The organism is Vibrio sp. R10-SG3-ISO10 (assembly GCF_059834185.1).
In genome coordinates this window covers 87,309-113,997 of sequence record NZ_JCBDHG010000001.1, presented here as the reverse complement: position 1 = coordinate 113,997, position 26,689 = coordinate 87,309, and the positions used below count along the sequence as shown (strand labels likewise).

Here is a 26,689-nt window from a genome sequence, read left to right as displayed (position 1 = left end):
ATCATTTCCGCGAGTTTTTGATGGTGCTTAGTGTGACATTTCTTTATCATCACGCACAATCATTTTCTCTTTTGTTCGCGCGTTTTCAATCACAAAGGATTTTCATTCGAACAACTTGTCATTGTTTCTATTTAGATTTGGAGTTCCCCTTTTGCATCGCTATAAAACAGAAGCCAATACACTAATAAAACTTGCAACCCCTGTTCTTATCGCTTCAGTAGCGCAAACAGGAATGGGCTTTGTCGATACGGTAATGGCCGGTGGCGTAAGTGCTACCGATATGGCTGCTGTGTCGATTGCTGCAAGCATTTGGCTGCCTTCTATCTTATTTGGTGTAGGGCTGCTAATGGCACTGGTGCCCGTTGTCGCTCAACTCAATGGTTCCGGCAAACAACATAAAGTGCCATTTGAAATTCAACAAGGGATCGCAATGGCTCTGCTTATTTCAGTCCCTATCGGAGTCGTATTGCTACAAACCAAATCCATTTTAGGCTTGATGGATGTTGAGCCATTAATGGGTGAGAAAACCATCGGGTACATGCACGCGGTGATCTTCGCGGTACCTGCCTTTTTGCTGTTTCAAGCCTTGCGCAGCTTAACCGACGGTATGTCGCTAACAAAACCCGCTATGGTGATTGGGTTTATTGGTCTTCTGCTGAACATTCCTCTCAACTGGATCTTCGTTTACGGTAAGTTTGGTGCCCCAGCATTAGGCGGTGTTGGTTGTGGTGTAGCAACCGCTATTGTTTACTGGGTAATGTTCGCAATGTTGCTGTTTTACGTTATGACATCTGAGCGCCTTGCCAAAGTAAACGTATTTGAACAGTTTCATAAACCAAACCTGAAAGCATTGATTCGTTTGTTTAGGCTTGGATTTCCAGTCGCAGCCGCGATGTTTTTCGAAGTAACCCTATTTGCGGTTGTGGCTCTGCTTGTTGCGCCACTAGGGCCATTAGTAGTTGCAGCGCATCAGGTTGCGATTAACTTTTCGTCGTTGGTGTTCATGCTACCAATGAGCGTTGGTGCGGCTACCAGCATTCGTGTTGGGCACCGACTTGGCGAATCTAATGTTGAGGGTGCAACAATCGCTTCAAGAGTCGGCCTGCTGGTTGCAGTCGCATTGGCGCTATTCACCGCCCTACTAACTGTGCTGTTTAGGGAGCAAGTCGCTCTACTATACACAGATAACAAAGCCGTCATTGAGCTAGCACTTCAGCTTCTTCTATTAGCAGCCGTTTATCAGGTGACGGATGCCGTGCAAGTTGTCGCGGCAGGCGCGCTGCGTGGATATAAAGACATGGCTGCGATATTCAATCGTACTTTCATTGCCTACTGGATTCTTGGCTTACCACTTGGCTATATCCTTGCGATGACAGATTGGATTGTTGAACCAATGGGCGCTCACGGATTCTGGATGGGCTTTATAATTGGTCTCTCCGCAGCAGCAATTATGCTTGGTATTCGTTTACGTTGGATGCACAGGCTAAGTGATGAAGTCCAACTTGAGCTAGCGTCAAAATAAAACGAGAAAAGGCCCACATAATGGGCCTTTGATTTATCTGATATTCGCTTTGTTGGCTTCACTACTATGGTCGCTCTCTCATGTATCTCGCAAATCTAGGCAAACCACTACTGGTGTAGCCGTTATAGCGGAAAGTGATTTTTGAACCAATCTCAGGTGGATTCATTCTTTGTACATCACTAAAGCCACTGCCTATGTAGAACTGCTCTCCTGATTCAAGCTGTACAAGTAAAGCCCCCATCTGTCCTTTATACTTGCCATTGCCAACTTTATAACCAATAACGAGCGCTTCCGCATCCTGATGCTTTTTCAGTTTTAATAAATCGCTGCTGCGACCTGCTTGATATCGGCTACAGATCTTTCGTAGCATCAGCCCTTCACCTTTTGAGCTATCGACAGAATCCAGATAGCTAAACAGCTCTTGCTCATCCTCAATCGGTGTGTGTTCGATGTAACGAATATGATCGCGTTCAAGTGAGTTAACTAAATGTACCAGATTGAAGTAACGCTTCTTATAGTCGCCAGCAGAGTGCGGGACATCAAACAGCATAAACTTAATCTTTTTCCAACCGGCGTCGTTGGGAACCTTATCTAAGACTGTTTGCTGAACTAGATGAAATTTCCCACGCCCCGCCCACAACTCTCCTTCAAGTGGGTAATCTGGCAGCGCCTCTGTAAACCAGTGTGGGGCTGATATCGGATTTCCATTTCGTGTAATAAGCGTATTGCCATTCCAAATCGCACGAATCCCGTCTAGCTTTTCACTTTTCCAGTAATCTGAAACATCTATGTTTGCCTCGTATGAGGCGGCAAGCGTTACTGGTAGGAACTCGGTAGCGACTTCTCTAGCTTGTGCCGTTCCTACCATCGCAGACATTACGCTTATGGCGACTATCGATAGCCTAATATTCATACTAATTATCCATAACTTACAATCAATCCATACTGAAACATATGCAGTAAATTGAGCAAGATTGGTACTTAATCAGTTCGACGGACTTCTAACTGTCGATTGAATTATTGAACACGTAATTACATTTATAAACGACCAACTTACCACTGTTTTTTATACAACTCTTTTGCTTGTCATTTTGAGATTAGGAATTTCTCATTTTGAGAAAACAGCATCACCAACCGATAAGTGGCTGATATTTAATAACTTAAAATTTGGCACATTATCTGCTCTGTACATATCAACACACTGAGGAGATAAGATTATGGAACTTCGTAAAATTGAAACTAACGACACAATCGTAACTTGGGTAATTAACGGCAATCTAGATGCAGACGGTAGCCGACATGCCCAACCACACATCGACGAGATTCTTGCAGAGAACTCTTCTCGTGAAATTGAAATCGACTTCAGCCAAGTGCAGTTTCTCGATTCTTCTGGCGTAGGTGCTATCGTTTATCTATACAAACGTCTTGTAGAACGTCAGCGCAACATGCGCATCGAGAACGTCTCTGGTCAACCACTAGAGATTATGAACTTGCTCCGAATTAACCAAGCTATACCAGTTAATTCCCAAACTCATTAATAAAAATAATAAACACTAACAAAGGACGTTGGCATGAACTTTTCTATCAAACACATAGCCCTAGCTGTATCTATAGCATCCGTTTTTGGATGTTCTAGCTACCCAGAAGAAGGGCGTGGCGGAATGGGTGAAGATTACATTCAATCCAATTTCACTCCGGTTATGCCGGATGAGCCACTTGGCCCAGAGCATGGCTTACGCTTCGACTGGCAACTCACCAAACTTCATCTAGATTCGCTCATTCGAGAAGGCGCTCGTTGGTGTTTTCCAGCTGCTGTTGTACAAGCACTTGAAAAACAAAACCGAATTGCCCGAGAGCTGGAAGGCGGTCTTCTGTTAGATGCAGCCAATGATATTGTCATCCAGCGCAAACGACTTAACGAGCTTGAGCTGCAACTCGACTACGTTACCTCGCAAGCCAAATGTGTACCGCCAATGGATGAAAACGCATTCCAACAACGTTTGGCGATGATAGACAAATTGTACAACCTGCTTAATGTCGACAACCAATTCGCATTTAATTCAACGGAAGTGAATCCTAAGTACATGGGACACTTGGCACGCGCAGCGAATATTTTGAATGAAAATAATAGCCTCAATCTTAAAGTCACTGGTCATGCAGATTCTGTTGGCGATGTTCAGTACAACCAAAAACTGGCCATGGGTCGAGCGAAACAAGTGAAACGTTACCTGATTATCTTCGGATTAAACCCATCAAGAGTTGAGACTCAATCCGTTGGTGACTCGCTTCCTCTCTATGATGGCGAGTCAGAAGGTGTACGCCTAACCAACCGCCGAGTAAGTATTGAAGTGATTGATACACAAGAACAAGCTGAGCAGCGTTTGCAAGGAGGTTACAATGAAATGGACTAACTATATCGCCCTATTCCTACTAACCTCACTTTGCTCTTTTGCCCAAGCAAATGAAGAACGTGTGCAGATTGGTGACCTTATCCAAGTCAACCTTCCTGGGGAGTCATCATTAAACAAAGGTTTCCAAGTTGATAAACGTGGCCGAATTACACTACCTGAAATCGGTGCTCTGTATGTCGCAGGTTATAGCGAAATCCAATTAGAGCAAGCGGTGAAAGATGCGTTAGAAAAGGTGTACCGTGATTTGTCTTCTGCGTCTGTTTACATTGCAGAGCAACAAATCCTAGTCTCCGTGCAAGGTTACGTAAACTCACCTGGCGAGTATACCTTGTCTAAGACCTCTGATATCCAAATGGCTATTCACGCCGCAGGTGGTCTTCGTGCTGGAGCCCAGTTGAACAACCTCTTCATTAAACGTGGTAAGAAAAAGATTAAATTTAACTACAAAACCTTTTTAGATACGGGTGATGAAAGCTTACTGCCTGAACTCGAGTCACTCGATACAATCTTTATCCCTGCTTCACCGCTAGTAGGCAATATTGAGCAGGAGTTTGACGCTAACAAACTGGCTAATGCCGGTGACAGCGCGGATGGGCGAACTGCGATTAAAGTTTTTGGTGAAGTTAATGCGCCGGGTTCATTCAGTTTTAAAGCAAACACCGACCTCGTTGATGTCATTATGCGTGCAGGTGGCGTAACTCGCTATGCATCCGTTGAACAAATTCGAGTCATCTCTGACAACACACCTAAGCTATTCAACCTTAAAACCTACCTTGATAGCGGTGATGTATCGCTATTACCAACCCTCACACCAGGCACAACGATCTTCGTTCCTAAGCAAGAAGAAGAGATCAAAGCAGGCGCCAATGTTGTTTACATCATGGGTGAAGTCGCAAGCCCTGGTGCTTATGAAGGCAAACAGAACGCATCGTTCATGGATATCCTCGCTAATGCAGGTGGTCCTACGCGTTATGCAGAATCTCGCCAAATTCGCGTAATCAAAGCTGACGGGAAAGTGTTCAAATTCGACTTAACTGCATTCACCGAAGGTTTAACTCGTAAAAGCCCACCAGCTATCGGCCCTGGTGACGCAATTTTCGTCCCTGAAAAAACCGATATGAATGAGAAATCATGGCTGAAGATTGCACCTAGCCGCGCTGTAAGTGTTATCGGTGAGGTGGTTCGCCCAGGTCGCGTAGAATGGTCAGATGAAATGGATCTCATGGATCTTCTCTCTCATGTAGGTGGCCCTACACTACGCGCTGACACCTCGAAAATCGAGGTCGTAACAGCGGGTAACAAGTTACATATCTTTAATTTGGACGAGTTCATTTTAAACGGTGCACCTAACAGCGAACTTCCGAACATATCTGCTGGTGCTATCGTTCGCGTGCATGATCTTCCACAAGATCCTTCAGACAATAAGTCTCAATGGGTACGTCAGAGCTCAGATGCCTCTATCTATGTATTCGGCCAAGTGAATGCTCCGGGTCGATACCGCTTTACCAAGGATATGCACTTCCTCGATATCTTGTCAGCCGCAGATGGCCCAACCAAAGACGCTGATATTCATAACATCCGTATTACTCATCGCGATAAAACCTATTCAAAGGTAAGCAAACTGAACCTGTCACTCTACTTTGAAACAGGAGATGAAAGCCTGCTGCCAAATGTGACTATGGGTGACACTATTTACATCCCTGAAAAAGACAAAATCTGGCTAGACCGCTCGAAAGAATCAACGGTGCGTGTACTAGGTGCAGTCAATAACCCAGGCCGATATGTCTTTGACGATAATATGACTGTGCTTGACTTACTTGCAGAGGCAGGTGGCCCATCAGAGCGCGCATTTCTAGAGAAAATATCGATTGTGAACATGTCTTGTTGTCAGGGACAAGCGAGAACATTTGACCTGATTGATTTCAGTAAAACGGCAAACATTTACAAGCTTCCCGTGTTGCGTGCTGGCGATACCATCTACGTGCCTGATCGCAACGAAAGCTTCCTTGAAAAAGCGCGTGTTGGTTTAGAAGACATTTTGCGCCTAACGACAACCATCGTTCTAATAGGAGCACTGTAATGATTATTCCAGCGACACATACAGAAATTGAGCAGATATACTTAGCAGCAGAAATGAGCGAATGTCGCTCACTTTGCATCACGGCATGCCAATCAGGTGACGGCGTCACATCCGTAGTTGCAGCGCTTGCAGAAAGATACTTGCTTGCTGGTCACAGAACCTTAGTTGTCGATCTTAATACCTTTCATCCCGCTTTCGAGTGTATAGACATTGCGCCTAGCGATAATGACAACGTAGGCCTGCTAGTTGAACATGCCTCAACACATCAAATGTTTACCGGGTTAACGGTACCTAACAACCAATCTGCCCTACTGGCTTACAAAGACCCTGCGCAGTTGCAAAATGCCGTCACTCAATGGCTAACGCAATATGACCGCGTAATTTGCGATACCTCTCCATTGCTACATATCAACAGAGGAAATATTCCTGCACAAGTTGTCGCGAGTGCCTGTGACCAGACAGCTCTCGTAATCATGGGTGGGAAGACTTCTTCAGGCCAGCTAGAGAAAGCAATGCAACTAATAAACAACCCATCGATATCCCTACTTGGATCAGTGCTAAACCTAAAACAGCAAGCAACGCTCGCACAAGAAATGGTTCGCGAATTGAATCGACTTAAATTTATACCTAAGTCTTGGCGTGACAAGTGGGCAAGTAAAATCTTAACTAACGAGTTTCTGGCCCAGTCAGCATAGGAGTTTCTATGAGAACAACGATACTTGCTCTATCTACCCTCTTGCTATCAACGGCTACCTTAGCTGATACACTCACATTTGGTGTTGTCCCTCAGCAATCAGCAAGTAGGCTTGCCAAGCAATGGGGACCATTAGTAGACACTCTCAAAGAGCAAACTGGTTACGAAATTACTTTCAGTACAGCGCCAAATATTCCAGAGTTTGAGAAGCGTTTGTCTGAAGGTGAATATGATTTGGCTTACATGAATCCTTATCACTACACCGTTTTTAGCCAAGTCAGTGGGTATAGAGCGATAGCAAAAGCCAAAGACAAGCAGATAAAAGGAATCATTGTCGCGAGAAAATCAAATGACTATCAATCGCTTGAAGAATTACAAGGTCAAACTCTGGCTTTTCCCTCTCCTGCAGCTTTTGCGGCTACTGTCCTAACTCAAAGTGACTTAAAAAGTGCCGATGTTGAATTCGAATCGGACTATGTCTCTTCGCACGACTCCGTCTACCTCTCAGTCGCGAAAGGTTTCTATCCTGCAGGTGGCGGCGTGATACGGACATTCAACACATTGCCAGACGTCGTTAAGTCGCAGTTGGAACCAATCTGGATCACTAAGCCTTATACCCCACATGCTATCGCTTACCATCCAAGGCTGACGATTGACCAAGCAAACGCCATTCAGGCCGCGTTAGTTGAACTGCAAAATACCCCCCAAGGTAAACAGCAGCTCAAATCTCTAAACATTAAGGGATTTGAGGTAGCCAGCGATTCAGATTGGGATGATGTAAGAGCACTTAATATTCAAATACTTGAGTAACTGGAGGCAGTTATGACATTGCGTTCGAAGACAATATTGGGTATTGCCGTTATTGAGATCACTGTGCTCGTTATTCTGGTGTTGAGTGCGATGAGCTTTCTCTCTGATTCAAATGAGAAACAGCTCCTACAACGTGCTAACTCAAGCGCTGTTATGTTTACCCATGCGGCTAAAGATGCGGTGTTATCAACGGATATCGCTACACTCGAAGATCTTGTTCAAGAGTTTATGACTTTAGAGGATGTGGCTTATGTTCGGGTGCTACGTAAGGGTCAAGAGATGGCGTGCGCTGGTGATAAGCAGCTTCTTCAACGATCAATGCTTAGTGACAGCTCTTTAAACGATGTGGATGACGGTATTTTCGATCTGCGTACTCCTATTGAAAGCAATGGTACAGTTTTCGGCTACGTAGATATTGGTTTTGAAACGAACGCGATTAAAACCATGCTCGATGAGGCGCAAAAAGCCATCATTAGTATTGCAACCATTGAAGTGGTGTTGGTCGCTATCTTTTCATTTATTCTTGGTACCTATCTTACGCGCAACCTTTCTCGTTTAACCGCAGCCGCAAACACAGTCGGTCAGCATGGCCCCGGATTCCAACTTAATGAGCATTCAAAAGATGAACTTGGTGAAGTGACCAAAGCCTTCGATGAAATGTCAGCCAAACTAGAAAGAGACTATCAAGTCCTTACCGAAGCAAGAGAAGGCGCAGAACAAGCCAATGATTCTAAAAGTCGCTTCTTAGCCTCAATGTCCCACGAGATACGTACACCGATGAATGGTGTACTTGGGATTTTAAATATACTGGAAGAGACAAAACTCACCGATGAGCAGAAAAAACTAGTCAACACCGCAACCGAATCAGGTCATTTCTTGTTATCCGTCATCAATGACATTCTTGATTTTACGCGGATGGAGTCCAATACACTGATTTTGGAAGACAAACCATTCGATTTCCGCCACTGTGTTGAAAGTGTCGTCGATTCTTTCTCTCCCACCGCATCAAACCAAAACTTAATACTCCATTGTTATATTGAAGGGACGGTTCCGAGTAAGGTGAGTGGTGACAAAAATCGAGTGAAGCAAATCCTGCTTAATTTAATTGGCAACGCAATCAAGTTTACCCATGAAGGCAGCGTCACAATTAAAGTCCGCTCTGAGGCTGTTACACAAAACAAAGCGAAAATCGTCTGCCAGATTCAGGACACTGGCATAGGGATCAGCAAAAGTGCTATCGAGTATCTGTTCGATGAATTTACTATGGTTGATCAAACATACTCTCGCAGTAAAGAAGGCTCTGGTCTTGGCCTAGCGATTTGCCGACGTTTGTGTAACCTGATGGATGGCGAAGTCAGCGTAGAAAGTGAGCCGGGTATCGGAAGCACGTTTACTTTTGATATTACGCTAGCGATCGCCGATGACTTAATTACTTCGCCGACTACAACGCCAAAACGTCAAGAGTTACTCCGCCCAGATGCCCGTATTCTTGTCGCTGAAGACAACAAAGCAAACCAACTCGTCATCCGCGAAATGTTTAAACGCGTTGGTCTCTCAATCGATATTGCTGAAAATGGTAAACACGCCGTATCAATGGTGCAAGAGTATCAATATGACCTGATATTTATGGACATTTCTATGCCAGAAATGGACGGTATGGAAGCTTGCCAAGCCATTCGCCATCTTGAAGACAAGCATACCGCTAACTTACCTATTATTGCACTGACGGCTCATTCCCTCGCGGGTGACAAAGAAAAGTTTCTCGCTTCGGGTATGGACGATTACTTGTCAAAACCTCTTAGGTTGTCACAACTAATTGAAAAAATTAATCTATTCTTAAATAACGATAGTGTTGAAGATGAAGCTCAAAAAATAGAACAATCACGATTGAATGAGCAACATAATACATATAAAAAGACACAACAGAGCTTAAGCAATCAACGTAAGGAAACGGCGGGTTTGGAACTGGTAGACGAGCAAATTTTACAGCAAATGATCGAAGATACGAGCGCAGAAGTTATCCCTCTCCTGATCGATCACTACGTTGAAGAATCTGAGCAGCGCCTGACGAAAATTTATCAGGCCATGGATGACAAAGACAAAGAGACGTTAGAGTTTGAAGCGCACACATTGGGCAGTTCTTCACTCGCTCTGGGGAATCGCACATTGTCTAATCTCGCGAGAAAAATCGAACACATGTGTTTGGATGGTCAGCAAGAACAAGCATTCTCCTTTAAGCAAGAGCTGGAACATCTCGCCCAACAGTCATTGCAAGCACTCGAAGAGCGCAAACAACAAGGGTTCAGCGAACCGACACAACTATAATGGCTTAAGATAGGACATCGTAATGAAACCAAAAGTGTTACTTATTGAAGACTCGACTTCGCTGGCGATTTTGTACAAGCAGTATGTAAAAGATGAGCCTTATGACTTGTTTCACGTAGAGACAGGGAGAGAAGCCATCGCCTTTATAGAAAGAAACGTGCCGCAACTGGTGATTCTCGATCTCAAATTGCCGGACATGGATGGCGAACAGATACTTGATTGGATCAATGACAATCAAGTACCAACATCAGTTGTTATCGCAACTGCACATGGCTCTGTCGATCTTGCGGTTAACCTTGTTCAAAAAGGCGCGAAAGACTTTCTTGAAAAGCCGATCAATGCCGACCGTTTGAAAACCTCCATCGCGCTACACCTGCAACAAGCTAAGCTCGAACACCTTGTGGAAGATATTGAGAACAAGTTTGATCGCAATCGCTTCCACGGTTTTATTGGCTCAAGCTTACCTATGCAGGGTGTCTATAAGATCATTGACTCGGTCGCGCCGACAACAGCCAGCGTGTTCATTGTTGGCGAAAGCGGAACCGGTAAAGAAGTCTGTGCTGAAGCGATTCACAATGAAAGTAAACGCAAAGATAAGCCGTTTGTCGCCATCAACTGTGGCGCTATTCCAAAAGATCTGATGGAGAGTGAAATATTTGGTCATGTCAAAGGTGCATTTACTGGCGCGACGGCTGACAGAAAAGGCGCGGCATCGATGGCAAATGGCGGAACGCTGTTCTTAGATGAGCTTTGTGAGATGGAATTAGAGATGCAGAAGAAACTGTTAAGATTCCTCCAAACTGGCACCTTCACTCCACTCGGCGCAAACAAAGAAATGAAGGTCGACGTCCGCATTATCTGTGCGACTAACCGAGATCCTTTGGTTGAAGTTGAAGAAGGACGATTTAGGGAAGATCTCTATTATCGTGTCCACGTCGTTCCACTTGATATGCCACCTCTTAGGGAGCGCGGCAATGACATCCTTACTTTAGCAACCCACTTCCTTAAACTTTATGCCAAAGAAGATGGGAAAAAGTTCAACGCTATTCATCGCGATGCGGAATCAACGCTGAAGCGTTATGCATGGCCGGGTAATGTGCGCCAATTGCAAAACATTGTACGTAACATTGTGGTGCTCAATGACGACAGCCATCTACGTCTAGAGCATTTACCTGAGCAAGTCACGACGAGCCGTAAATCGAAACCTAGTCTTACCCCGCAACAACCTGCGCCAGTAGCAGTCCCGCCTGCTCATTCAGATAACGAACAAGCGCTAGAAACTAAGCATATTGAGCAGCCAATATCATCGAATGCTCAAACAGATAAACCGGTCATGATTAGACCAATGTGGCAGATCGAACGAGAAGCCATTCAGCAAGCCATTGACTATTGTGATGGTAACGTTCTCAACGCCGCAGTGTTATTGGAGTTAAGCCCTTCAACAGTTTATCGCAAGAAACAAGCTTGGGAAGCAGAAGATGAGCAACAACTCGTCTGATGAAGTTTGGCTGGTTATTGATAGCTTAACTTTTGGTGGTATTGAAAGTCATGTGCTTGAGCTTGCTAAAGGGCTCAAGCAGTTTCAAGTTCCAGTGACGGTACTATTTCTTTGCACATACCCTCAAAGGCAACTACTTGAAGAAAAGCTTGAAACCTACCAAATTCCTACTAAGCATCTAGACGGTGATGGCAATAGCTATTTCAAAACACTGCTTCATCTCGTTCGGATGCATAGACCTGCCCTTTTACACGCTCATGGATACAAGGCGAGTATTACAACTAAGCTGATTCGTTTGTTAACGGGTGTAAGACAGATTTCAACCTACCATGCGGGCGAGACTCCTTCGGGCAAGGTATGGTTGTATGACTTTATTGACCGCTTCACTTCGTTTGTTTCAAATCACTCGATTGCTGTTAGTGACAAAATTGCTGAAAAACTTGTTTCTAGAACGGTTTGTTTTAATAACTTCATTGATACAAGGAAAACTCAGCATTCTAAGGGAAAGCAGATCGCCTTCGTCGGTCGACTCAGCCACGAAAAAGGACCAGACAGATTTATCGAGCTAGCTAACTCGAATAACCAACTCAAGTTCGATATCTATGGTTCAGGCGTTCTCGAAGATGAACTCAAACAACTTGCTACCGATAATGTTCGTTTTCACGGCCACCAGAACAACATGAATGCCATTTGGTCCAATGTTGGTGTTTTGGTCATTTGCTCTCGATATGAAGGCTTGCCAATGACGGCTTTGGAGGCCATGGCACGCGGCATACCTGTTTTTTCTCTCAAGGTTGGCAACATGCCTAGCCTGATCCATCATCAAACAAACGGTTATCTAGCCAATGATATGGACGAGCTAAACTTGGCTTTAACCACTTTCCTTTCCCAAGATGAAAAACAAACAGCCCAATTAAAACAACAGGCAGTCAATACTGTAGAGCGGAGCTACTCTCAATCAGCAGTCATTCCTCAGATAATCGAGCTGTATTCAATCTGATTGTCAAATTGAGAAATAATCTTTCCTCTATTCATAAATACCATAAAAACCATATAAAACAAAAAGTTAACAACAATCAATAATTGGCACTCCATTTGCGTTAGCTAACTCAATACAACTATTAATCCGTTTTTTGAGTACGCAAGGGGTCTACCGTGAAAAAGAAGATACTGTTTGTGCATTATGGTGACGATTGGATTCGAGGCAGTGAGAAATGTCTGCTTGATCTAATTAAGTACATGCGTAATCGCAGTTACGACGCATTTGTTTGGACTAATAGCCGAGAGCTTTCTAAGCAACTAGAACTGTTTAATGTTCCTAACGAGCTAAACCGTTTTCCATTGTTGCTCGGTTGGAAAGCGCCTAAGTACAATGTTTCAAGCTGGCTCGGACTGATTGACTATGGACGTGAGTTGATCGAACGAGAGCGAATAGATCTTGTTCATGTCAACAGCGGGGCGCCTTGTCAATGGATGTTGCCCGCTGCTCGCCTACAAAAAGTGCCTTTAGTGACCCAACTCCACTGCCCTTACCCTGCAAGAGATCGGCTTACGCTTGGGCTACACCTTTCTCCGCACATTATTACGGTAAGCCGCTACGTCGCGCAATCCATTGTGCGCGATGGATACCCAACCAATAAGGTATCAGTGATACATAACGGTATTGATACCGCAGCGCTTATCGCGCAAGAAGAAGTCGACGTGCGCCAAGAGCTTAACATTCCAGCGCAAGATTTCATTTTCGCTACGGTCGGCTCCTTAATCCATCGCAAAGGCGTCGATCGAATCATGACGGCAATGCGCCATGTAGTATTCGAATATCCAAACGTAAGCCTTGTTGTCATTGGTGATGGTTCGATGATGGATAAGCTCCAGCATCAAGCAGAGTATCTGCACCTTTCAGATCGGATTCATTTTGTTGGAGAGCAAACTAATGTCGTTGGATGGCTAAAAGGCTGTGATGCATTCATAAGTGGGGCTCGTAGCGAAGCTTTTGGTCTTGCTGTAGCAGAAGCAACCCTAGCTAAAATCCCTGTTATCGCTCCCTTCGAAGGAGGAATCCCTGAATTTATCTCACATGGTAAGACCGGCGTTCTCTACCCAAACCATGGTATTGGCCCTATCGCTAAATCTATGCGTATTCTGGTCAACAATCCGCAGCTTTGCAGCAAGCTTGGGCTAGCGGGCTACGAGCATATCACGGAGCACCATGATCTCTCCGTCAGTTGTCGAAAAATCGTCAATGTTTATCGTGACTTACTTGAACAGCCATTTGTTTCAGAGCGGTCTATCTTCAGTACTTTTTCACCAATTAAGACTTACGTAGCGAATCGATTTTTAGGGTCTGTTGACCTGGGAGGTCAGCATGGCTAACGACAAGAATAAAATTTTGGTTTTTGACCCCATCACGTTTAAAGGTGGTTCTAAGATTGCGACCAGTGACGCGCTTAATGTTTGCCGAATCGCCAGCAATGAATTTATTGTGCTGACCGTCGATCCAGAGTTCTGGAAAGCGACAGAGTTCTATGCCAAACACAATGTCACATTACGCAAGGTTTCCGCGTTTTCTTGGCTAATGAAAAAGCATAACGGTGCCTTCTATTGGTTAAACCAACTCTACCTTTTGCTCATTATGCTCAAAACCTTGGTGATGGAGCGAGGTATCGCCAAAATAGTCGGCGCTTCTGGCCCTGGAGTCGACATGCCAATGTACTTACTTAAAGCCTTCTTAGACGTTGAAGTCACCCAATTTATTCACGGTAATGTTGGGCTTTCACGCTCTATTGGTTACTGCCTAACAAAAGCAGATGCGGTTTTCTATTTGCCATCTACGCGCAAAAGTCTAAAGGTTGCTCTTGAAGCCTATCTTCAACACGCAACCAAGATTGAAGATACCTCGGCCTTGGCGGAAAGCTATTTAAAATCCTCAAGCTATCAGTCATTTGTCAATGGCATTCCTGCGCAGCGTTGGCCCACAGAATGTCAGAAGAGTGTTCCTATCTGCTTCTGGGCCGCTTCGCTATTAAAGTGGAAAGGTCTCGATACGCTTATAGAAGCCTCCAAACATGCTGCACGCTGTAAACCTATCGCGCTCAACGTTTGCTTTATTCGTCCTGTAGACACCTGCCTGCCTGTGTCTACAGCGCCAGTGTTACTAAAACACACAGAATGGTACGAAGACCCTGACAATCTTGATGAAATCAGAAGCCAGTCCAACATCTTTGTCTCTACTAGCTGTAACGAGCCCTTCGGTCTTTCAATCCTCGAAGCATTAGCCGCCGGTATGTGCGTAGTGCTCCCACAAGACGGATCCTTCTGGGATCAGCAATTGACGCACAATGAAAACTGCATCAAGTATCAATCAAACAACGCTGATTCATTGTGTGATGCTTTGCTTTACGCAACGAACGATAGCCAAGCATTTGAACGTTGCTGCACAAACGCACTAGTCGTCGCTGAACAATACAAAGCTGAATACCGCTATCAGAGATTTGCGCAGCATATAAACGGTGACATTGTCACATCAATGATTCGTGCTTGTGACTAGGGTCTTTTGACCGACAAATGGATAACTGATTGGAGATTCGCTATGAACACAGAACATATTAAAAGCATTAGCCTATACGCCGTCAGCTTGTTCTTAATTAAAGGTGTATCCCTGTTCACATTGCCTTTGATGGCACACTATTTATCGCCATCTCAAATCGGTCACTTAGAGCTACTAGGGGTCACGACCGTGTTTTTCAGCCTCATCGTCGGTCTCGCCATGCATGAAAACCTTTATCGCTTTATCGGCACAGTCAGTAGTAAAGTCGTTAGAAAGAGAAAGGCATCTCAACTGTACAGCGCAACACTTCTTCTCTCTATGTCTCTTAGCGCTTTGTTGCTCATAGGTTACTACTTAATGCCTTTCAAAACGGATTCGATCACTCATGAACAAGTCTTATTTATGGTGCTGGTCCTCTGCTATGAAGCTCCTTTAGCGATAAGTCTAGCGTGGTTGAGGCTGCACAATCAGGCAGGGTTGTTTTTTAAGATTTGTGTCAGCACTGTTATTGCCCAAGTGTCATTACTTATCATTGCGTTATTACATAAGCCTGATGTGACGGTGATATTCGCGCTTAACGTCATTTGCACATTCGTACAGTTTCTGTTTCTTCATATCTATATCAACTTCCCGCTTATGCTGCCTAACAAAGAGCGCATGAAACGATACATTCGATACTCGGCACCGTTAATGCTATCTGGGGTTGTTGCTTTCGGATTGAGTGGCGCAGAGAGATGGCTGATTGCAGGAGCAACAAACTTAGAAACTTTGGGTATGTATGCTATCGCAGCTAAGTTTGCGTTGGCTGTCGGTATCCTAATTCAACCTTTCCATATGTGGTGGATGCCAAAAAGATTTGAGGCAATGGACAACAAAGGCGCCGGTTACGTTGCCAATGTCACGACGCAAGGCGTGGTATTGCTGAGCATCATTTCGGTTACTGTCGCTTGGTTAAGCCAGATTTTTATTACAATCGCCCTACCCGAATCCTACCAACCCGCGGTCGCTTTGGTAGGTATGACCATTACTATGATGCTTTTCAAGGAGCTCGTTGAGCTAACGAACTTCGGTATTCTGTACAAGAAAAATACCACTCAACTGTTATATATCAACGTTACATCAACAGTTTTAGCCTTCATCGTTTGCTTTGCTTCCATAGAGTCAGGTATAGAGGCAATACTTTGCGGACTGATTGCTGGGCAGCTTTGCCGTTTCGCTCTCACCATTTGGTTTAGTCAACAAGCGCACTACCTAGCTTATCCGTCGAGCAACATTTTTGCCCTTCTGACGCTGACTGCACTGTTTCTTTTAACCAGCCGTTACCACCAAAATATAGAAGTTTCGGCATTAATGTTGCTTCTTCAACCCTTAGGTGTCGTTGCTTTTGCAATTCGCTTTAAATTGATCTCGGGGGTTTCTTTGAAGAGCTTAACTCATACCGTCAATAACTACCTTGGTAAGTCACTATGAACAGTGTGAACCAAGCTAGTGCTAACAGAGCTGCGCCAATCTTGTTCATGACATTGCTTAGCTTTGGATTAGCAATGCTATGGTACGTGGTGCCTCACCCTGCGATTGTGTTGGTATTATGTTTTGTTCCCTTAGGTGCTCTGTTTGTACTCAATCAAACATTTTGGCTAGTTAGCTTATTCGTTTTGTTTTCTTTCTTTCGCATTCATGAAGCTATTCCAGCTCTCTACTCGCTCAAGATCCCACTATTGCTCTCATTAGGCGCTCTTTCTGCGCTCATGTGGCATACATTGGTAAGCCGACAATTACAAACATTCTGGCACCCAAGTATGACGTGGTTAGCCCTGTTTTGGGGGCTAGTGGTTATTGGCGTTGTACTCTCATCAAATCCCGGTATAGCCATTACCTACTTTAAGAATATCTACTGGAAAATCATTGTCATGACACTGGCAATCGCCTGGTTAGTTAATACGGAAGACGCCGTTCGAAAAATAGCGACGCTGATTATATTGGCTGGCGGGCTCATCGCCGTCGTTGCTTTATATAATTCGTCAGCAGGCATCGGATTGGTGGAAGGCACTCGGGTTACGATAGGTCGCCAACTTGGTTCTGTTCTTGGTGACCCAAATGATTTATCGCTCGTGTTGATGTTCCCTCTCGCGTTCGCCATTAGCTTCGCAACGACTAAAGAAATTGGCTTTTCACGCATTCTAGGAATCGTAGGGCTTGTTCTCGCAATGGCTGCTGTCATCGCGACTCAAAGTCGTGGCGGGCTATTAGGCTCAGTCGCCGTATTTGGTATTTTCGGTCTGCGACTCATCCGCTCAAAATCACTACTCATTTTCATCGGAGTCATGGGTTTAGCGGTTTTATTTGCGGTCGCTGGTATTTCAGATCGACAATCAGGTGGTGCTGCAGAAGAAGGTATCGATGCGTCCGCAATGGGTCGTCTGTATGCGTGGGAAGCAGCATTCAAGATGGCGTTAGATAATCCCTTCAGCGGTGTTGGTCTTAATAACTTCTACTCAAATTATTACTACTACAGCTCTCACTGGGACGGGCTCAACCACGCTGTACACAGTACTTGGTTTGGTGTTCTGGCAGAGATGGGCTTCCTTGGCCTGATCGTCTTTATCGGTATCATCATTTCATTGATTAAAACCAGTAGGCAAACACTTTCAATTCTGGCTGAGTTAAAGAACTCTGTCTCTCCGTATCTGACTGCCACGGCGCTTGCCGTCTATGCTGGCGTAATAGGTACTGTTGTCTCTGGTACCTTCCTTACTCAAGGCTTTACCTGGCCAATTTACATACTTGCTGCGCTATGTATTGCCATCTCTCGAATTACTCAAAAACGTTCTCAATTTGAGAATCTTAACAAGACGAAAGAATAACCAAACTTATCTCATTGTTTTTAATTAATTTATATTTTGGCACGTTACGTGAAATAGTCTCTGCATAATTCAAATGTAAGGGACGCAATCATGTTGGCTCAGCAATTAAACCACTTCAAAGTTTGGCTACAACACAATGAGAATCCTGCATATCGCAAATTGTTTCTCATTTTGAAAGCAATTCGCGCATGCGATATTCCAACGCCCAATCTGTTTAACAAGTTCGTTGGTCTGCTCTACTCTGCATTTAGCTCTGTATGGGGAAACCTTCTGCGCGTTTCAGTACACACTCCCGCCTTTAAAGGGCGACTATCAAAATACGGTAGAGGACTTTACCTGTTTGGTGGTGTGCCTTTTGTTTCAGGTCCTTTAACTATCTCCTTAGGCGATGATTGTCGTATTTCAGGACAAACTACTTTTAGTGCTCGACCTCAATCTGACAATCCTCAGCTCATTGTTGGTAGCAACGTTGATATTGGATGGCAAAGCACATTCGCAATTGGCCATAAAATCGTGATTGGTGACAATGTTCGCATCGCTGGTCGAGCTTTTCTCTTCGGCTATTCGGGTCACTCTTTAGATGCGGCTATGCGGGCAAAAGGTTTTGGAGATCTAGATTGCGATGTCGGCGATATCATCCTCGAAAACGACGTATGGCTTGGTACAAACGTGACGGTTTGCCCAAATGTCACTATTGGTGAAGGCACTATCGTTGGCACCGGAAGCGTCGTTACCAAAGATCTCCCTCCCTATGTGGTAGCAGCGGGCAATCCAGCAAGAGTAATTCGTTCACTTGCTGACTCTTCAACTAGTAATGAGGAAAACCGTCATGCGTGATCTTATTGTTTTCGGGGAAGACTTTGGCGGTTTGCCATCAAGTACTCAACACCTAGTAACTCGTTTGGCTAAGCAGCGTAAAGTACTGTGGGTAAATTCGATTGGCCTGCGTCAGCCTAAGTTAACGATGCACGATTTCAAGCGAGCAGCGAACAAGCTGTTAGGTAGAAGTAAAGGGGGCTTTAGTCGCCATAACGAACAACCGTCGAATATCAGTGTCGTAAACCTAAAAACGATTCCAGCACCTCGTTCTTGGTTTGCGCGTCAAATAGCGAAAACGATGATCTGCTCTCAGTTGAAACCCGTGATTAAAAATCTTGGCTTAAACAAGCCCATCTTATGGAGTTCACTTCCGACGACTGCTGATCTGTGTGGAACACTGGGTGAATCTGCCATTGTTTATTATTGTGGCGATGATTTTTCATCTCTTGCAGGTGTTGACCACGACGTAGTGGCAACACACGAAAGCAAACTTGTCGAACATGCAGATTTAATTCTCGCGGCGAGTGCAAAACTACTGACTAAATTTCCTCAGTCGAAAACACATTATCTACCTCATGGAGTCGATACGCATCTGTTCAGCACTCCAGTGAGTCGTGCCATCGACTTACCTTCAGCAAAAAATAGAATCGCTGGTTTCTATGGCAGTTTGTCTAACTGGTTAGATTATGAACTTATTGAGCAGGTGTGCTTAGCCAATCCAACTTGGCAGTTCGTGTTTATCGGTCCATTGGAACTGCCGTCTAATCCTTTGCCAAAATTGCCGAATGTTCACTACCTTGGCCCTAAACCTCATAGTGAACTGCCAGGTTACAGCCAACATTGGGATGTTAGCCTATTGCCATTTAGATCTAATGGACAAATCGCATCATGTAGCCCGTTAAAACTGCTTGAGTACCTAGCCGCTGGTAGCAAAGTCATTGCGACGCCTTTCCCTGCACTTTCTCCATATAGAGAGCAGGTCAACGTAGTGACTAACGCTCAGCAGTTTACTGACGCCTTAAATGGCCTAGATTTAGATTCAAGCATTGGTGAGCAGTACTCTCTTGAATCGGAAAGCTGGGATGCTCGTACAGTTAAGCTTAATAGTATGTTGGAGTCATTATGAATGAGCTAAAAATCAGGTTCATCGTCATACTCAACTCAGCATGGCGACAACGCTACGTAATTGTAATACCAATACTTATCCTCCCTTTTATTGGCTACTTTATTGGAAAAGTCGCACCAACGAATTACGTGTCGCATACTTCTATGTTGATACAGGAAACAGCGAAAATGAATCCTTTTCTTGAAGACATTGCCGTATCAACGATGTTGAAGGAGAGGCTCAATGCACTCAGTACCTTGCTTAAAAGTCGTCATGTATTAACTGCTGTCGCGAAAGAACATGGTTTGATAGATGATTCGATGGCTCCTGCTGAACGTGATTACATCATAAGTAAACTCTCAAGCAGTCTTACTGTTACTCAACCCGGTAAAGATTTTCTAAAGATTTCGTTAACAGCCCCTAATCCTGCAGGGATGAAAGAACTGCTAGAGTCAATCAGCGAGCACTTTATAGAACAGCTTCTTGCTCCCGAACGCTCTTCGATTCAAGACTCCTCTGAATTCCTTGCTATCCATATTGAAAAGCGTAGAGAAGAGCTAGATGTCGCCGAGAATGAGCTAGCAGACTTCAAAAATCGCTATGCTTCCGTCACGCCAGAAATGCAAAGCCAAGCGCTAGGCAGACTCGCTTCATTGAAACAAAGCTACGCGGAGAAAAAAGCCGAACTCGCCGGTGTTGAACGAAGTTTAGGCTCGCTTGATCAGCAACTGTCTAAAACAAACCCAGTAGTAGGTAAAATTGAAGACCAGATCATCGAGATTCGCAGCGAGCTGACGCTTCTTAAAGCGAAATACACCGAAAGCCATAGTGCCGTTCAAGGTAAAGAACGCGAGTTACGACGCTTAGAGAATGAGCGTTCCATCTTGCTACAAATGGAACAACCGAACATCAGTAGTGATCAGCTATGGGACATCGCTAGTAGCAACAAGCTCAAAGATCTTGGTGAAGTGCAGCCCTTACTGGTAACCCAACTCCAAAGTTTGCAATTAGTCCGTGGCCGCTATGAATCATTGACTGAAGAGACTAAAAGTCTCAAAGAAATGATCGCCCGATTAGAACAGGAAGCCAATAGCTTTGGTGACAACGCGAAAACCATGCACCGCCTAGTGAGAAATGCGGAAATTAAACGTCAGCTCTACGATGAATTGATTCAACGTTACGAGATGGCGCAGTTAACCGGATCGTTAGGTGTATTCGAGCAAAACAAACGAGTCAAAATTATCGACCTTCCTTATACTCCGAGTCGACCTGCTAACCTTCCTGCGATTATTTTTGTCATCGCTGGGTTAGTTGCTGGCATCGGGCTGGGTGCAGGTGTTGCAATCCTTATAGAGTTGTTTGACTCATCGATTAGACGTAAGGAAGAGATTGAGGCGATCACAAATGCGCCTGTGATTACTCATATACCTCGAATCCGTTGACCCTAAGATTAAGCCTTATCAATCATAAAGATTTTCAATTTGATTATCAGGTTGAGAACTTACCCAAAAAAACATATAACACACTGAAATATAAGAACTTAAAATCTGGCACACTCTATGCTCTTACTAACTTAAAGGAATTAATCGTCTAGGAGTTAGTATGAGCACACCTTGCAAAACAATCATCCATGTGGTCCAACACCTCTCTCCTGGTGGTCTAGAGGCGCTAGCTCTCAATATGCTCGCATTTTCTAACCCACAACAGAAAGTGCTCATCATTAGCTTAGAAGGGACTAAACAAGAATCCATTTCAAAATGGTCGAAACTTGAAGCCGTTAAGAACCAACTTATCTTCTTGAACAAACCATCGGGATACAGTGTTAAAACTTTGGTTCAGCTGTTCAGATTATTCCGCACACTCAAACCTAGCGTTGTCCATACTCATCATATTGGACCCATCCTTTATGGATCGATAGCCGCAAGATTGGCAGGTGTTAAGGCGAGAATCCACACAGAACACGACGCATGGCATTTGTCTAACGAGAAACATCGCTCTCTACAAGGCTTTGCTTTAAAAATAGCGAAACCAAGTATTGTTGCCGATGCGGCTTTAGTCAGAGAGCAAATTCACCGTCACTTCGACTATAAAGACGTCACGGTTATCAAAAACGGCATCGATTGTGAACAGTTCACAACTGGCTCTAAACATCTGGCTCGCCAAGTTGTTGGACTTCCTGTTCGCAGCACTATTATTGGTAGCGCTGGACGTCTTGAAAAAGTTAAAGGTCACGATGTGCTGATTGATGCAATGACCTTACTGCCGAATCACATTGAACTGGTAATTGCAGGCGAAGGTAGCCAAAGGAAAAAGCTCGAAGCACAAGTGAAAGAACTTGGCATTAGCCATAGAGTCACCTTTTTAGGTCTTGTCGATGACATGGTTCGATTCTATCAAGCATTGGATCTGTTCTGCCTTCCCTCACGTAGTGAAGGCTTCCCACTTTCAACATTAGAGGCCCAGTCGTGTGACACTGTCACTTTAGCAAGTAACGTGGGAGCTACAGGTGAGACACTCTGCCCAATTACAGGGAGCCTATTTGAGAGTGAAAACCCGCAAGCACTCGCTGCTAGTGTCCTCACTGCTCTTGAGCTACACCACACTGACTCTCCGCGTGACTTTGTACTTCACAACAATGACATCAGAGACATGATGAGAGCTTATGAAATGTTGGCAGAGGAGAAAAGCGCATGATCGACTTACTACTCACGATTCTATTTGTCGTCAGCTGCCTTTTGGTTATCTATCACCATGTTGGTTACCCAGTGCTGCTTTCTTGGTACTCGAAACAGCACCCTTTTAAAACGATAAATCACCGTAGTCGTGGATTCAAAAGTATTAAAGGGGACAGAGCTTGCGCGACCATCACAATTTTGGTTCCCGCATTCAACGAGGAGCAATGGATCGCAGACAAAATTCGTAACCTGTCTTCGCTCGATTATCCAAAAAACAAATACAAGGTAATCATTGCCTGCGATGGTTGTACTGACAACACTGTCTCAATAGCGGAGCAAACCATTCAAGAGGCGATTTGTGCAGATACTCACTTCGAGATCAGAGCATTTGAATCTAATCGCGGCAAAGTTGCGGTCGTCAACGAACAAATGAAGACCATCACGAGTGACATTACTGCGCTGAGCGATGTTTCAGCTCTCATTTCAATTGATGCATTATGGGTTGCCAACAAACATTTTCATAATGAACAGGTTGGCGTGGTCAATGGCCACTACCAGCTGTTCAAACCGGGTAATGAAGGCGAAGCATGTTATTGGCAATATCAGAGTAAACTCAAGATGCGCGAAGCGACCTTAGGTTCTACTCTAGGCGCGCACGGAGCTTTCTACCTGTTTAGAACTCACCTATTCGAATCAATGAGTGCTGACACTATCAATGATGACTTTATTATTCCTATGTCGATCGTACGTCAAGGTTACGTTGCAGAGTATGAGCCTCAGATGGTTGCACTAGAGATGGAGGCAACAAACGAGAAAGACGACTTTAGCAGAAGACTGCGTATTTCCGCAGGTAACATGCAACAAGCTATCGAACTTTGCGAAATGTTTTTACCAAAGTACAAAGGCGTTGCGTTTGCATTCTTTTCTGGAAAAGGGTTAAGACTCATCACCCCTTACCTACTGATATTCTGCTTAATCAGCTCAATTATCATGATGGACAACCCGCTCTTCATGGCAGCATTGATCGCGCAAATCGCGCTCTATTCACTAGCAGTACTTAGTCATCAATTGCCATACATTTTTAGTCATAAAGCCTGCAAACTGCTGCTTTATATCGTTGCAGGTCACTGTGCAAATTTCATCGGTGGTATGCGTTACCTATTCGGTCTTGAATCAGGAAAATGGTCTCGCGTAGGCCAATAAGGAGATTATTATGAGCAACGTATCAACTCACATTTCAATTTGGTTAGCAAAGCGTCTGTTTGACCTATTTGGCGCGCTATTTGGCTTGCTATTACTTTCTCCAGTCATGCCTTTTATCGCACTGGCGATAAAACTCAGCTCTCCTGGTCCTGTTTTTTACAAGCAACTGAGAGTCGGTAAATCAACTCCGGAAAAGATGGTATTTTTTGAAATCATTAAGTTTCGCACCATGTATCAAGATGCCGAGCAACGCACTGGTGCTGTATGGGCGACAGAAAACGATCCAAGAATCACCCCAGTCGGACGCTTCCTGCGTAAAACGCGCCTAGACGAGATTCCTCAGTTGTTTAATGTTGTTATGGGTGAAATGTCATTAATTGGTCCGCGTCCAGAGCGCCCAAGCTTTTACAGCAAACTAGAGAACGCAATTCCTTACTTCGCTGATAGAACTTACGGTGTGATGCCTGGAATCACAGGGCTAGCGCAAGTAAACCAAGGTTACGATACTTGTATTGATGATGTTCGTAGAAAAGTTGGCTATGACCATAGTTACGCTCTTTCATTGTGCTCAATGAAGTCATGGTTAAGCATGGATATGAGCATTATCACGAAAACCATCGTGGTTATGTTTGATGGCCGAGGACAATAGCCATTAACGAACCGAGATATGTACGTGATTTAATGCACATTTTTTAACTGGCAATGCGTAAAACAACAACAATTCGATTAGTTATAAAGCAAACGAGTAAAAATCGAAGAAAATGCGCTTGCACGATTGAATAACTCTCGGTAACATCCCTCTCGTTCTTAAGGAATGGGTCCGTAGCTCAGTTGGTTAGAGTACTACCTTGACATGGTAGGGGTCGGCGATTCGAGTTCGCCCGGACCCACCACTCCTTAAAGCATTCAGTTGTAAAGAACACAAATTTGGGTCCGTAGCTCAGTTGGTTAGAGTACTACCTTGACATGGTAGGGGTCGGCGATTCGAGTTCGCCCGGACCCACCAAATTTAGTCCTTCAGGACGATCGCAAAGCCCGCTTCAAGCGGGCTTTGCTGTATCTGTACTTTGCTAATTGAAAAACTAAACCTTTGGAAACGTCAGTATGACTGAGAGTCCCACCTTATCCTTGAGATACTCATCCTTTAGCTCTAAGGTGCCTCCCATTCTCTTTGTGGCGGCAGCGACTAAACTTAACCCTAGCCCATTGCCTTCTGTATTTCTGCTGCTGTCGCTGCGGTAGAATTTTTGGCATAGGTGGGTTAATTCCTCTTCTCCTACTCCGCCACTTTGATCCGCTACGGTTAGTTCTACACTGTCTGCTTTCTCTGCTGAAGAGATTCGAATCGTATTACCCGCTTGATTGAACTTACAGGCGTTATCAATCAAATTGGACACTACCTGCATCATTAATTCGTGGCTGGCTTTAATTTGGTGTTTCGGGTCAATGTTCAACTCTAGGTTTAACTGATTATCTTCTAAAACGGGCTCGTACAGCTCTGTCGCACACTCAACTAACTGTTGAAGATTGACAGCACTTTGAGTTATCTGTTCTCCATTGAACTCAAGTCGGCTTATTCGCAGCAGCTGATTAAAGGTATTGAGAAGATTTGCCACCATTTGCTCTACTTCTTCAAGTTCTGAGTGATTCTCAGAAAGTTGCTGAATTCGATGATAAATCGACGTAAGCGGAGTTCTTAAGTCATGCGCAATGTTGTTTGCTTGCTGCTTAGTCATCTCTGTCGACTGAGCAAGGCGATCTAACATCATATTCAGCTCTGAAATAGTCTCTGACAGCGGCCCCTCTAGATTTTCTTTGGGGATTCTAAGATGTAAATCGTTATCTTTAGTTATGTTGTTGCTCGCGGCGTTAATATCAGTCAGCCGAGTTTTAATGCTGTTTATCATGAAGTAAGCGATGACAAACCCTACGATCATCAGAGCTCCAACTGCGTAAATGATCCCATTAATCAGCTGGGTTTGTTGAGTAAAGAAGGCATCTTCTACTCGAACTTCTAGCGTCCGCCACCCATCTCCTTCGGGAAGGTAAGTTTCAACGCTGACGTAATCAGACTCTTCATTCTCCTGAACATAAAATTCAATCCCAAATTCCATGTCTCCCATAGATTCATACGCATCTAGCTTTTTCAATTCTAGGTCTGTGACATGCTCTTTGAAAACATAGCTAAAGATGGCCTCGTGATCGGCTCGCAGAACCTTCTTGGTTTCCTCTGGGCCCAACTCTTCCCATAGCTCGTACACGTAGTTAGCTTCAGAAGCCACAATGGGCAAAACACTATTATCAATGAACCAGGCATAGATACTTGTACGCATCACGATCAGCAACACAATCGCTGCCACGACTAGCATGGCATATAAGTTTAGAAATCGGCGGAAAGGATCATTTAGCCAATTCACGAGCGATCCTCCATGACGTAGCCAGCCCCTCTCACGGTGTGCAATAGCGGCTTGTAGCCATCGAGATCAATCTTCTTTCGTAATCGACTAATATGGACATCAATGACATTGGTTTGCGGATCAAAATGATGATTCCAAACTTTCTCTAGCAGCATGGTTCGTGTCACGATGCGGCCTTTATTTTCCATTAAATAGAGTAAAATTTGATATTCACGAGTGTTGAGTGCTATGTCTACCTCTCCCCGCCTTGCCTTTCGGGTATATGTATCTAAAGAGAGGGAATCTAGCTTTAACTCGGTGTTATTGGCTTGAGATTGCGATTCACTTGGTCTTCGTGCCAGCACTTCTATTCTCGCCAGCAACTCGGTATAAGCGTAAGGTTTAACTAAATAGTCGTCTCCCCCACTTCTTAACCCTTTGACACGTTCCTCTACACTATCCAATGCGCTGAGCACCAATACTGGAGTTTGGTTACCACTCGCTCTTAGCGCCTGAATCATCTGAAGACCATCCATTTCAGGCATCATGCGATCGCAAATAATTACGTCGTAGTCATTTTGCAATGCACAAATCAAACCCAACTTTCCGTTCTCGGCTCGATCAGTCTGGTGCCCGGATTGCTCTATGCTATGACTGAGAAAACGCGATTGTTCTACGTTGTCTTCTACTAATAAAATTTTCATAACTCAAACTCCGAGCGACCAGCCTAGCTGCATGAC

The 26,689-nt window shown here is 44.4% G+C and carries 22 protein-coding genes and 2 tRNA genes; 21 read left to right on the top strand and 3 right to left on the bottom strand.

Annotation, left to right across the window (positions count from 1 at the left end):
* Nucleotides 1–151: 151 nt before the first annotated feature.
* On the top strand, nucleotides 152–1,522 hold the full coding sequence (locus AC6R16_RS00485) for an MATE family efflux transporter (RefSeq protein ID WP_500673198.1): 1,371 nt from the start codon (nucleotides 152–154) through the stop codon (nucleotides 1,520–1,522).
* Between the two features lie 64 nt (nucleotides 1,523–1,586).
* Here AC6R16_RS00485 and AC6R16_RS00480 read toward each other — a convergent pair whose 3' ends face one another.
* Nucleotides 1,587–2,435, bottom strand: a complete 849-nt coding sequence (locus AC6R16_RS00480) for a DNA ligase (protein WP_500673197.1) — start codon at nucleotides 2,433–2,435, stop codon at nucleotides 1,587–1,589.
* A 304-nt stretch (nucleotides 2,436–2,739) separates the two neighbouring features.
* On the opposite strand from AC6R16_RS00480, the gene AC6R16_RS00475 reads away from it, so the two are divergent.
* From AC6R16_RS00475 to AC6R16_RS00380, 20 genes are all read left to right on the top strand, one after another.
* Nucleotides 2,740–3,060, top strand: coding sequence for an STAS domain-containing protein (locus AC6R16_RS00475; RefSeq protein ID WP_004748956.1), 321 nt, complete (start codon nucleotides 2,740–2,742; stop codon nucleotides 3,058–3,060).
* A 33-nt stretch (nucleotides 3,061–3,093) separates the two neighbouring features.
* A complete protein-coding gene (locus AC6R16_RS00470; protein WP_500673196.1) occupies nucleotides 3,094–3,933 on the top strand; it encodes an OmpA family protein in 840 nt (279 codons plus the stop codon).
* The gene (locus tag AC6R16_RS00465; protein ID WP_500673195.1) at nucleotides 3,920–6,013 is read left to right on the top strand and encodes an SLBB domain-containing protein; all 2,094 of its coding nucleotides are present in this window, start codon (nucleotides 3,920–3,922) and stop codon (nucleotides 6,011–6,013) included. The genes AC6R16_RS00470 and AC6R16_RS00465 overlap by 14 nt, the downstream gene beginning before the upstream one ends.
* Nucleotides 6,013–6,708, top strand: a complete 696-nt coding sequence (locus AC6R16_RS00460; RefSeq protein WP_500673194.1) for a P-loop NTPase family protein — start codon at nucleotides 6,013–6,015, stop codon at nucleotides 6,706–6,708. Before AC6R16_RS00465 ends, AC6R16_RS00460 begins: the two co-directional genes overlap by 1 nt.
* Before the next feature lie 8 nt (nucleotides 6,709–6,716).
* Entirely contained in the window at nucleotides 6,717–7,517 is an 801-nt protein-coding gene (locus AC6R16_RS00455; RefSeq protein WP_500673193.1) for a phosphate/phosphite/phosphonate ABC transporter substrate-binding protein, read from the top strand.
* A gap of 12 nt (nucleotides 7,518–7,529) precedes the next feature.
* Nucleotides 7,530–9,842: an ATP-binding protein gene (locus AC6R16_RS00450; RefSeq protein WP_500673192.1), complete on the top strand. Its 2,313-nt coding sequence runs from the start codon at nucleotides 7,530–7,532 to the stop codon at nucleotides 9,840–9,842.
* 22 nt (nucleotides 9,843–9,864) lie between these two features.
* On the top strand, nucleotides 9,865–11,340 hold the full coding sequence (locus tag AC6R16_RS00445) for a sigma-54-dependent transcriptional regulator (RefSeq protein WP_500673191.1): 1,476 nt from the start codon (nucleotides 9,865–9,867) through the stop codon (nucleotides 11,338–11,340).
* The gene (locus AC6R16_RS00440; RefSeq protein WP_500673190.1) at nucleotides 11,321–12,340 is read left to right on the top strand and encodes a glycosyltransferase family 4 protein; all 1,020 of its coding nucleotides are present in this window, start codon (nucleotides 11,321–11,323) and stop codon (nucleotides 12,338–12,340) included. The genes AC6R16_RS00445 and AC6R16_RS00440 overlap by 20 nt, the downstream gene beginning before the upstream one ends.
* Nucleotides 12,341–12,495: 155 nt before the next feature.
* Nucleotides 12,496–13,713 carry a glycosyltransferase family 4 protein gene (locus AC6R16_RS00435; protein ID WP_500673189.1) on the top strand — a complete coding sequence of 406 codons (1,218 nt, stop codon included), beginning with the start codon at nucleotides 12,496–12,498 and terminating at the stop codon, nucleotides 13,711–13,713.
* Nucleotides 13,706–14,887: a glycosyltransferase family 4 protein gene (locus tag AC6R16_RS00430; RefSeq protein WP_500673188.1), complete on the top strand. Its 1,182-nt coding sequence runs from the start codon at nucleotides 13,706–13,708 to the stop codon at nucleotides 14,885–14,887. The genes AC6R16_RS00435 and AC6R16_RS00430 overlap by 8 nt, the downstream gene beginning before the upstream one ends.
* A gap of 42 nt (nucleotides 14,888–14,929) precedes the next feature.
* Complete coding sequence (locus AC6R16_RS00425; protein WP_500673187.1) at nucleotides 14,930–16,357, top strand: lipopolysaccharide biosynthesis protein; 1,428 nt, start codon at nucleotides 14,930–14,932, stop codon at nucleotides 16,355–16,357.
* Between the two features lie 47 nt (nucleotides 16,358–16,404).
* Nucleotides 16,405–17,751, top strand: a complete 1,347-nt coding sequence (locus AC6R16_RS00420; RefSeq protein WP_500673212.1) for an O-antigen ligase family protein — start codon at nucleotides 16,405–16,407, stop codon at nucleotides 17,749–17,751.
* A 90-nt stretch (nucleotides 17,752–17,841) separates the two neighbouring features.
* Nucleotides 17,842–18,588 (top strand): acyltransferase, encoded by a 747-nt coding sequence (locus AC6R16_RS00415; protein ID WP_500673186.1) that lies wholly within the window; start codon nucleotides 17,842–17,844, stop codon nucleotides 18,586–18,588.
* Nucleotides 18,581–19,696, top strand: coding sequence for a glycosyltransferase (locus AC6R16_RS00410; RefSeq protein ID WP_500673185.1), 1,116 nt, complete (start codon nucleotides 18,581–18,583; stop codon nucleotides 19,694–19,696). Before AC6R16_RS00415 ends, AC6R16_RS00410 begins: the two co-directional genes overlap by 8 nt.
* Nucleotides 19,693–21,117 (top strand): GumC family protein, encoded by a 1,425-nt coding sequence (locus AC6R16_RS00405; RefSeq protein ID WP_500673184.1) that lies wholly within the window; start codon nucleotides 19,693–19,695, stop codon nucleotides 21,115–21,117. Before AC6R16_RS00410 ends, AC6R16_RS00405 begins: the two co-directional genes overlap by 4 nt.
* Before the next feature lie 160 nt (nucleotides 21,118–21,277).
* Nucleotides 21,278–22,369, top strand: a complete 1,092-nt coding sequence (locus AC6R16_RS00400) for a glycosyltransferase (protein WP_500673183.1) — start codon at nucleotides 21,278–21,280, stop codon at nucleotides 22,367–22,369.
* On the top strand, nucleotides 22,366–23,553 hold the full coding sequence (locus AC6R16_RS00395) for a glycosyltransferase family 2 protein (protein WP_500673182.1): 1,188 nt from the start codon (nucleotides 22,366–22,368) through the stop codon (nucleotides 23,551–23,553). The genes AC6R16_RS00400 and AC6R16_RS00395 overlap by 4 nt, the downstream gene beginning before the upstream one ends.
* Nucleotides 23,554–23,563: 10 nt before the next feature.
* On the top strand, nucleotides 23,564–24,202 hold the full coding sequence (locus tag AC6R16_RS00390) for a sugar transferase (RefSeq protein WP_004745150.1): 639 nt from the start codon (nucleotides 23,564–23,566) through the stop codon (nucleotides 24,200–24,202).
* A 167-nt stretch (nucleotides 24,203–24,369) separates the two neighbouring features.
* Nucleotides 24,370–24,446 (top strand) — tRNA-Val (locus AC6R16_RS00385).
* 36 nt (nucleotides 24,447–24,482) lie between these two features.
* Nucleotides 24,483–24,559, top strand: a tRNA-Val gene (locus AC6R16_RS00380).
* Between the two features lie 76 nt (nucleotides 24,560–24,635).
* On the opposite strand, the gene AC6R16_RS00375 is transcribed toward AC6R16_RS00380, so the two are convergent.
* Both AC6R16_RS00375 and AC6R16_RS00370 read right to left on the bottom strand, forming a co-directional pair.
* On the bottom strand, nucleotides 24,636–25,970 hold the full coding sequence (locus tag AC6R16_RS00375) for a HAMP domain-containing sensor histidine kinase (RefSeq protein WP_500673181.1): 1,335 nt from the start codon (nucleotides 25,968–25,970) through the stop codon (nucleotides 24,636–24,638).
* Nucleotides 25,967–26,653, bottom strand: a complete 687-nt coding sequence (locus AC6R16_RS00370) for a response regulator transcription factor (protein WP_500673180.1) — start codon at nucleotides 26,651–26,653, stop codon at nucleotides 25,967–25,969. Before AC6R16_RS00370 ends, AC6R16_RS00375 begins: the two co-directional genes overlap by 4 nt.
* Between the last annotated feature and the right edge of the window lie 36 nt (nucleotides 26,654–26,689).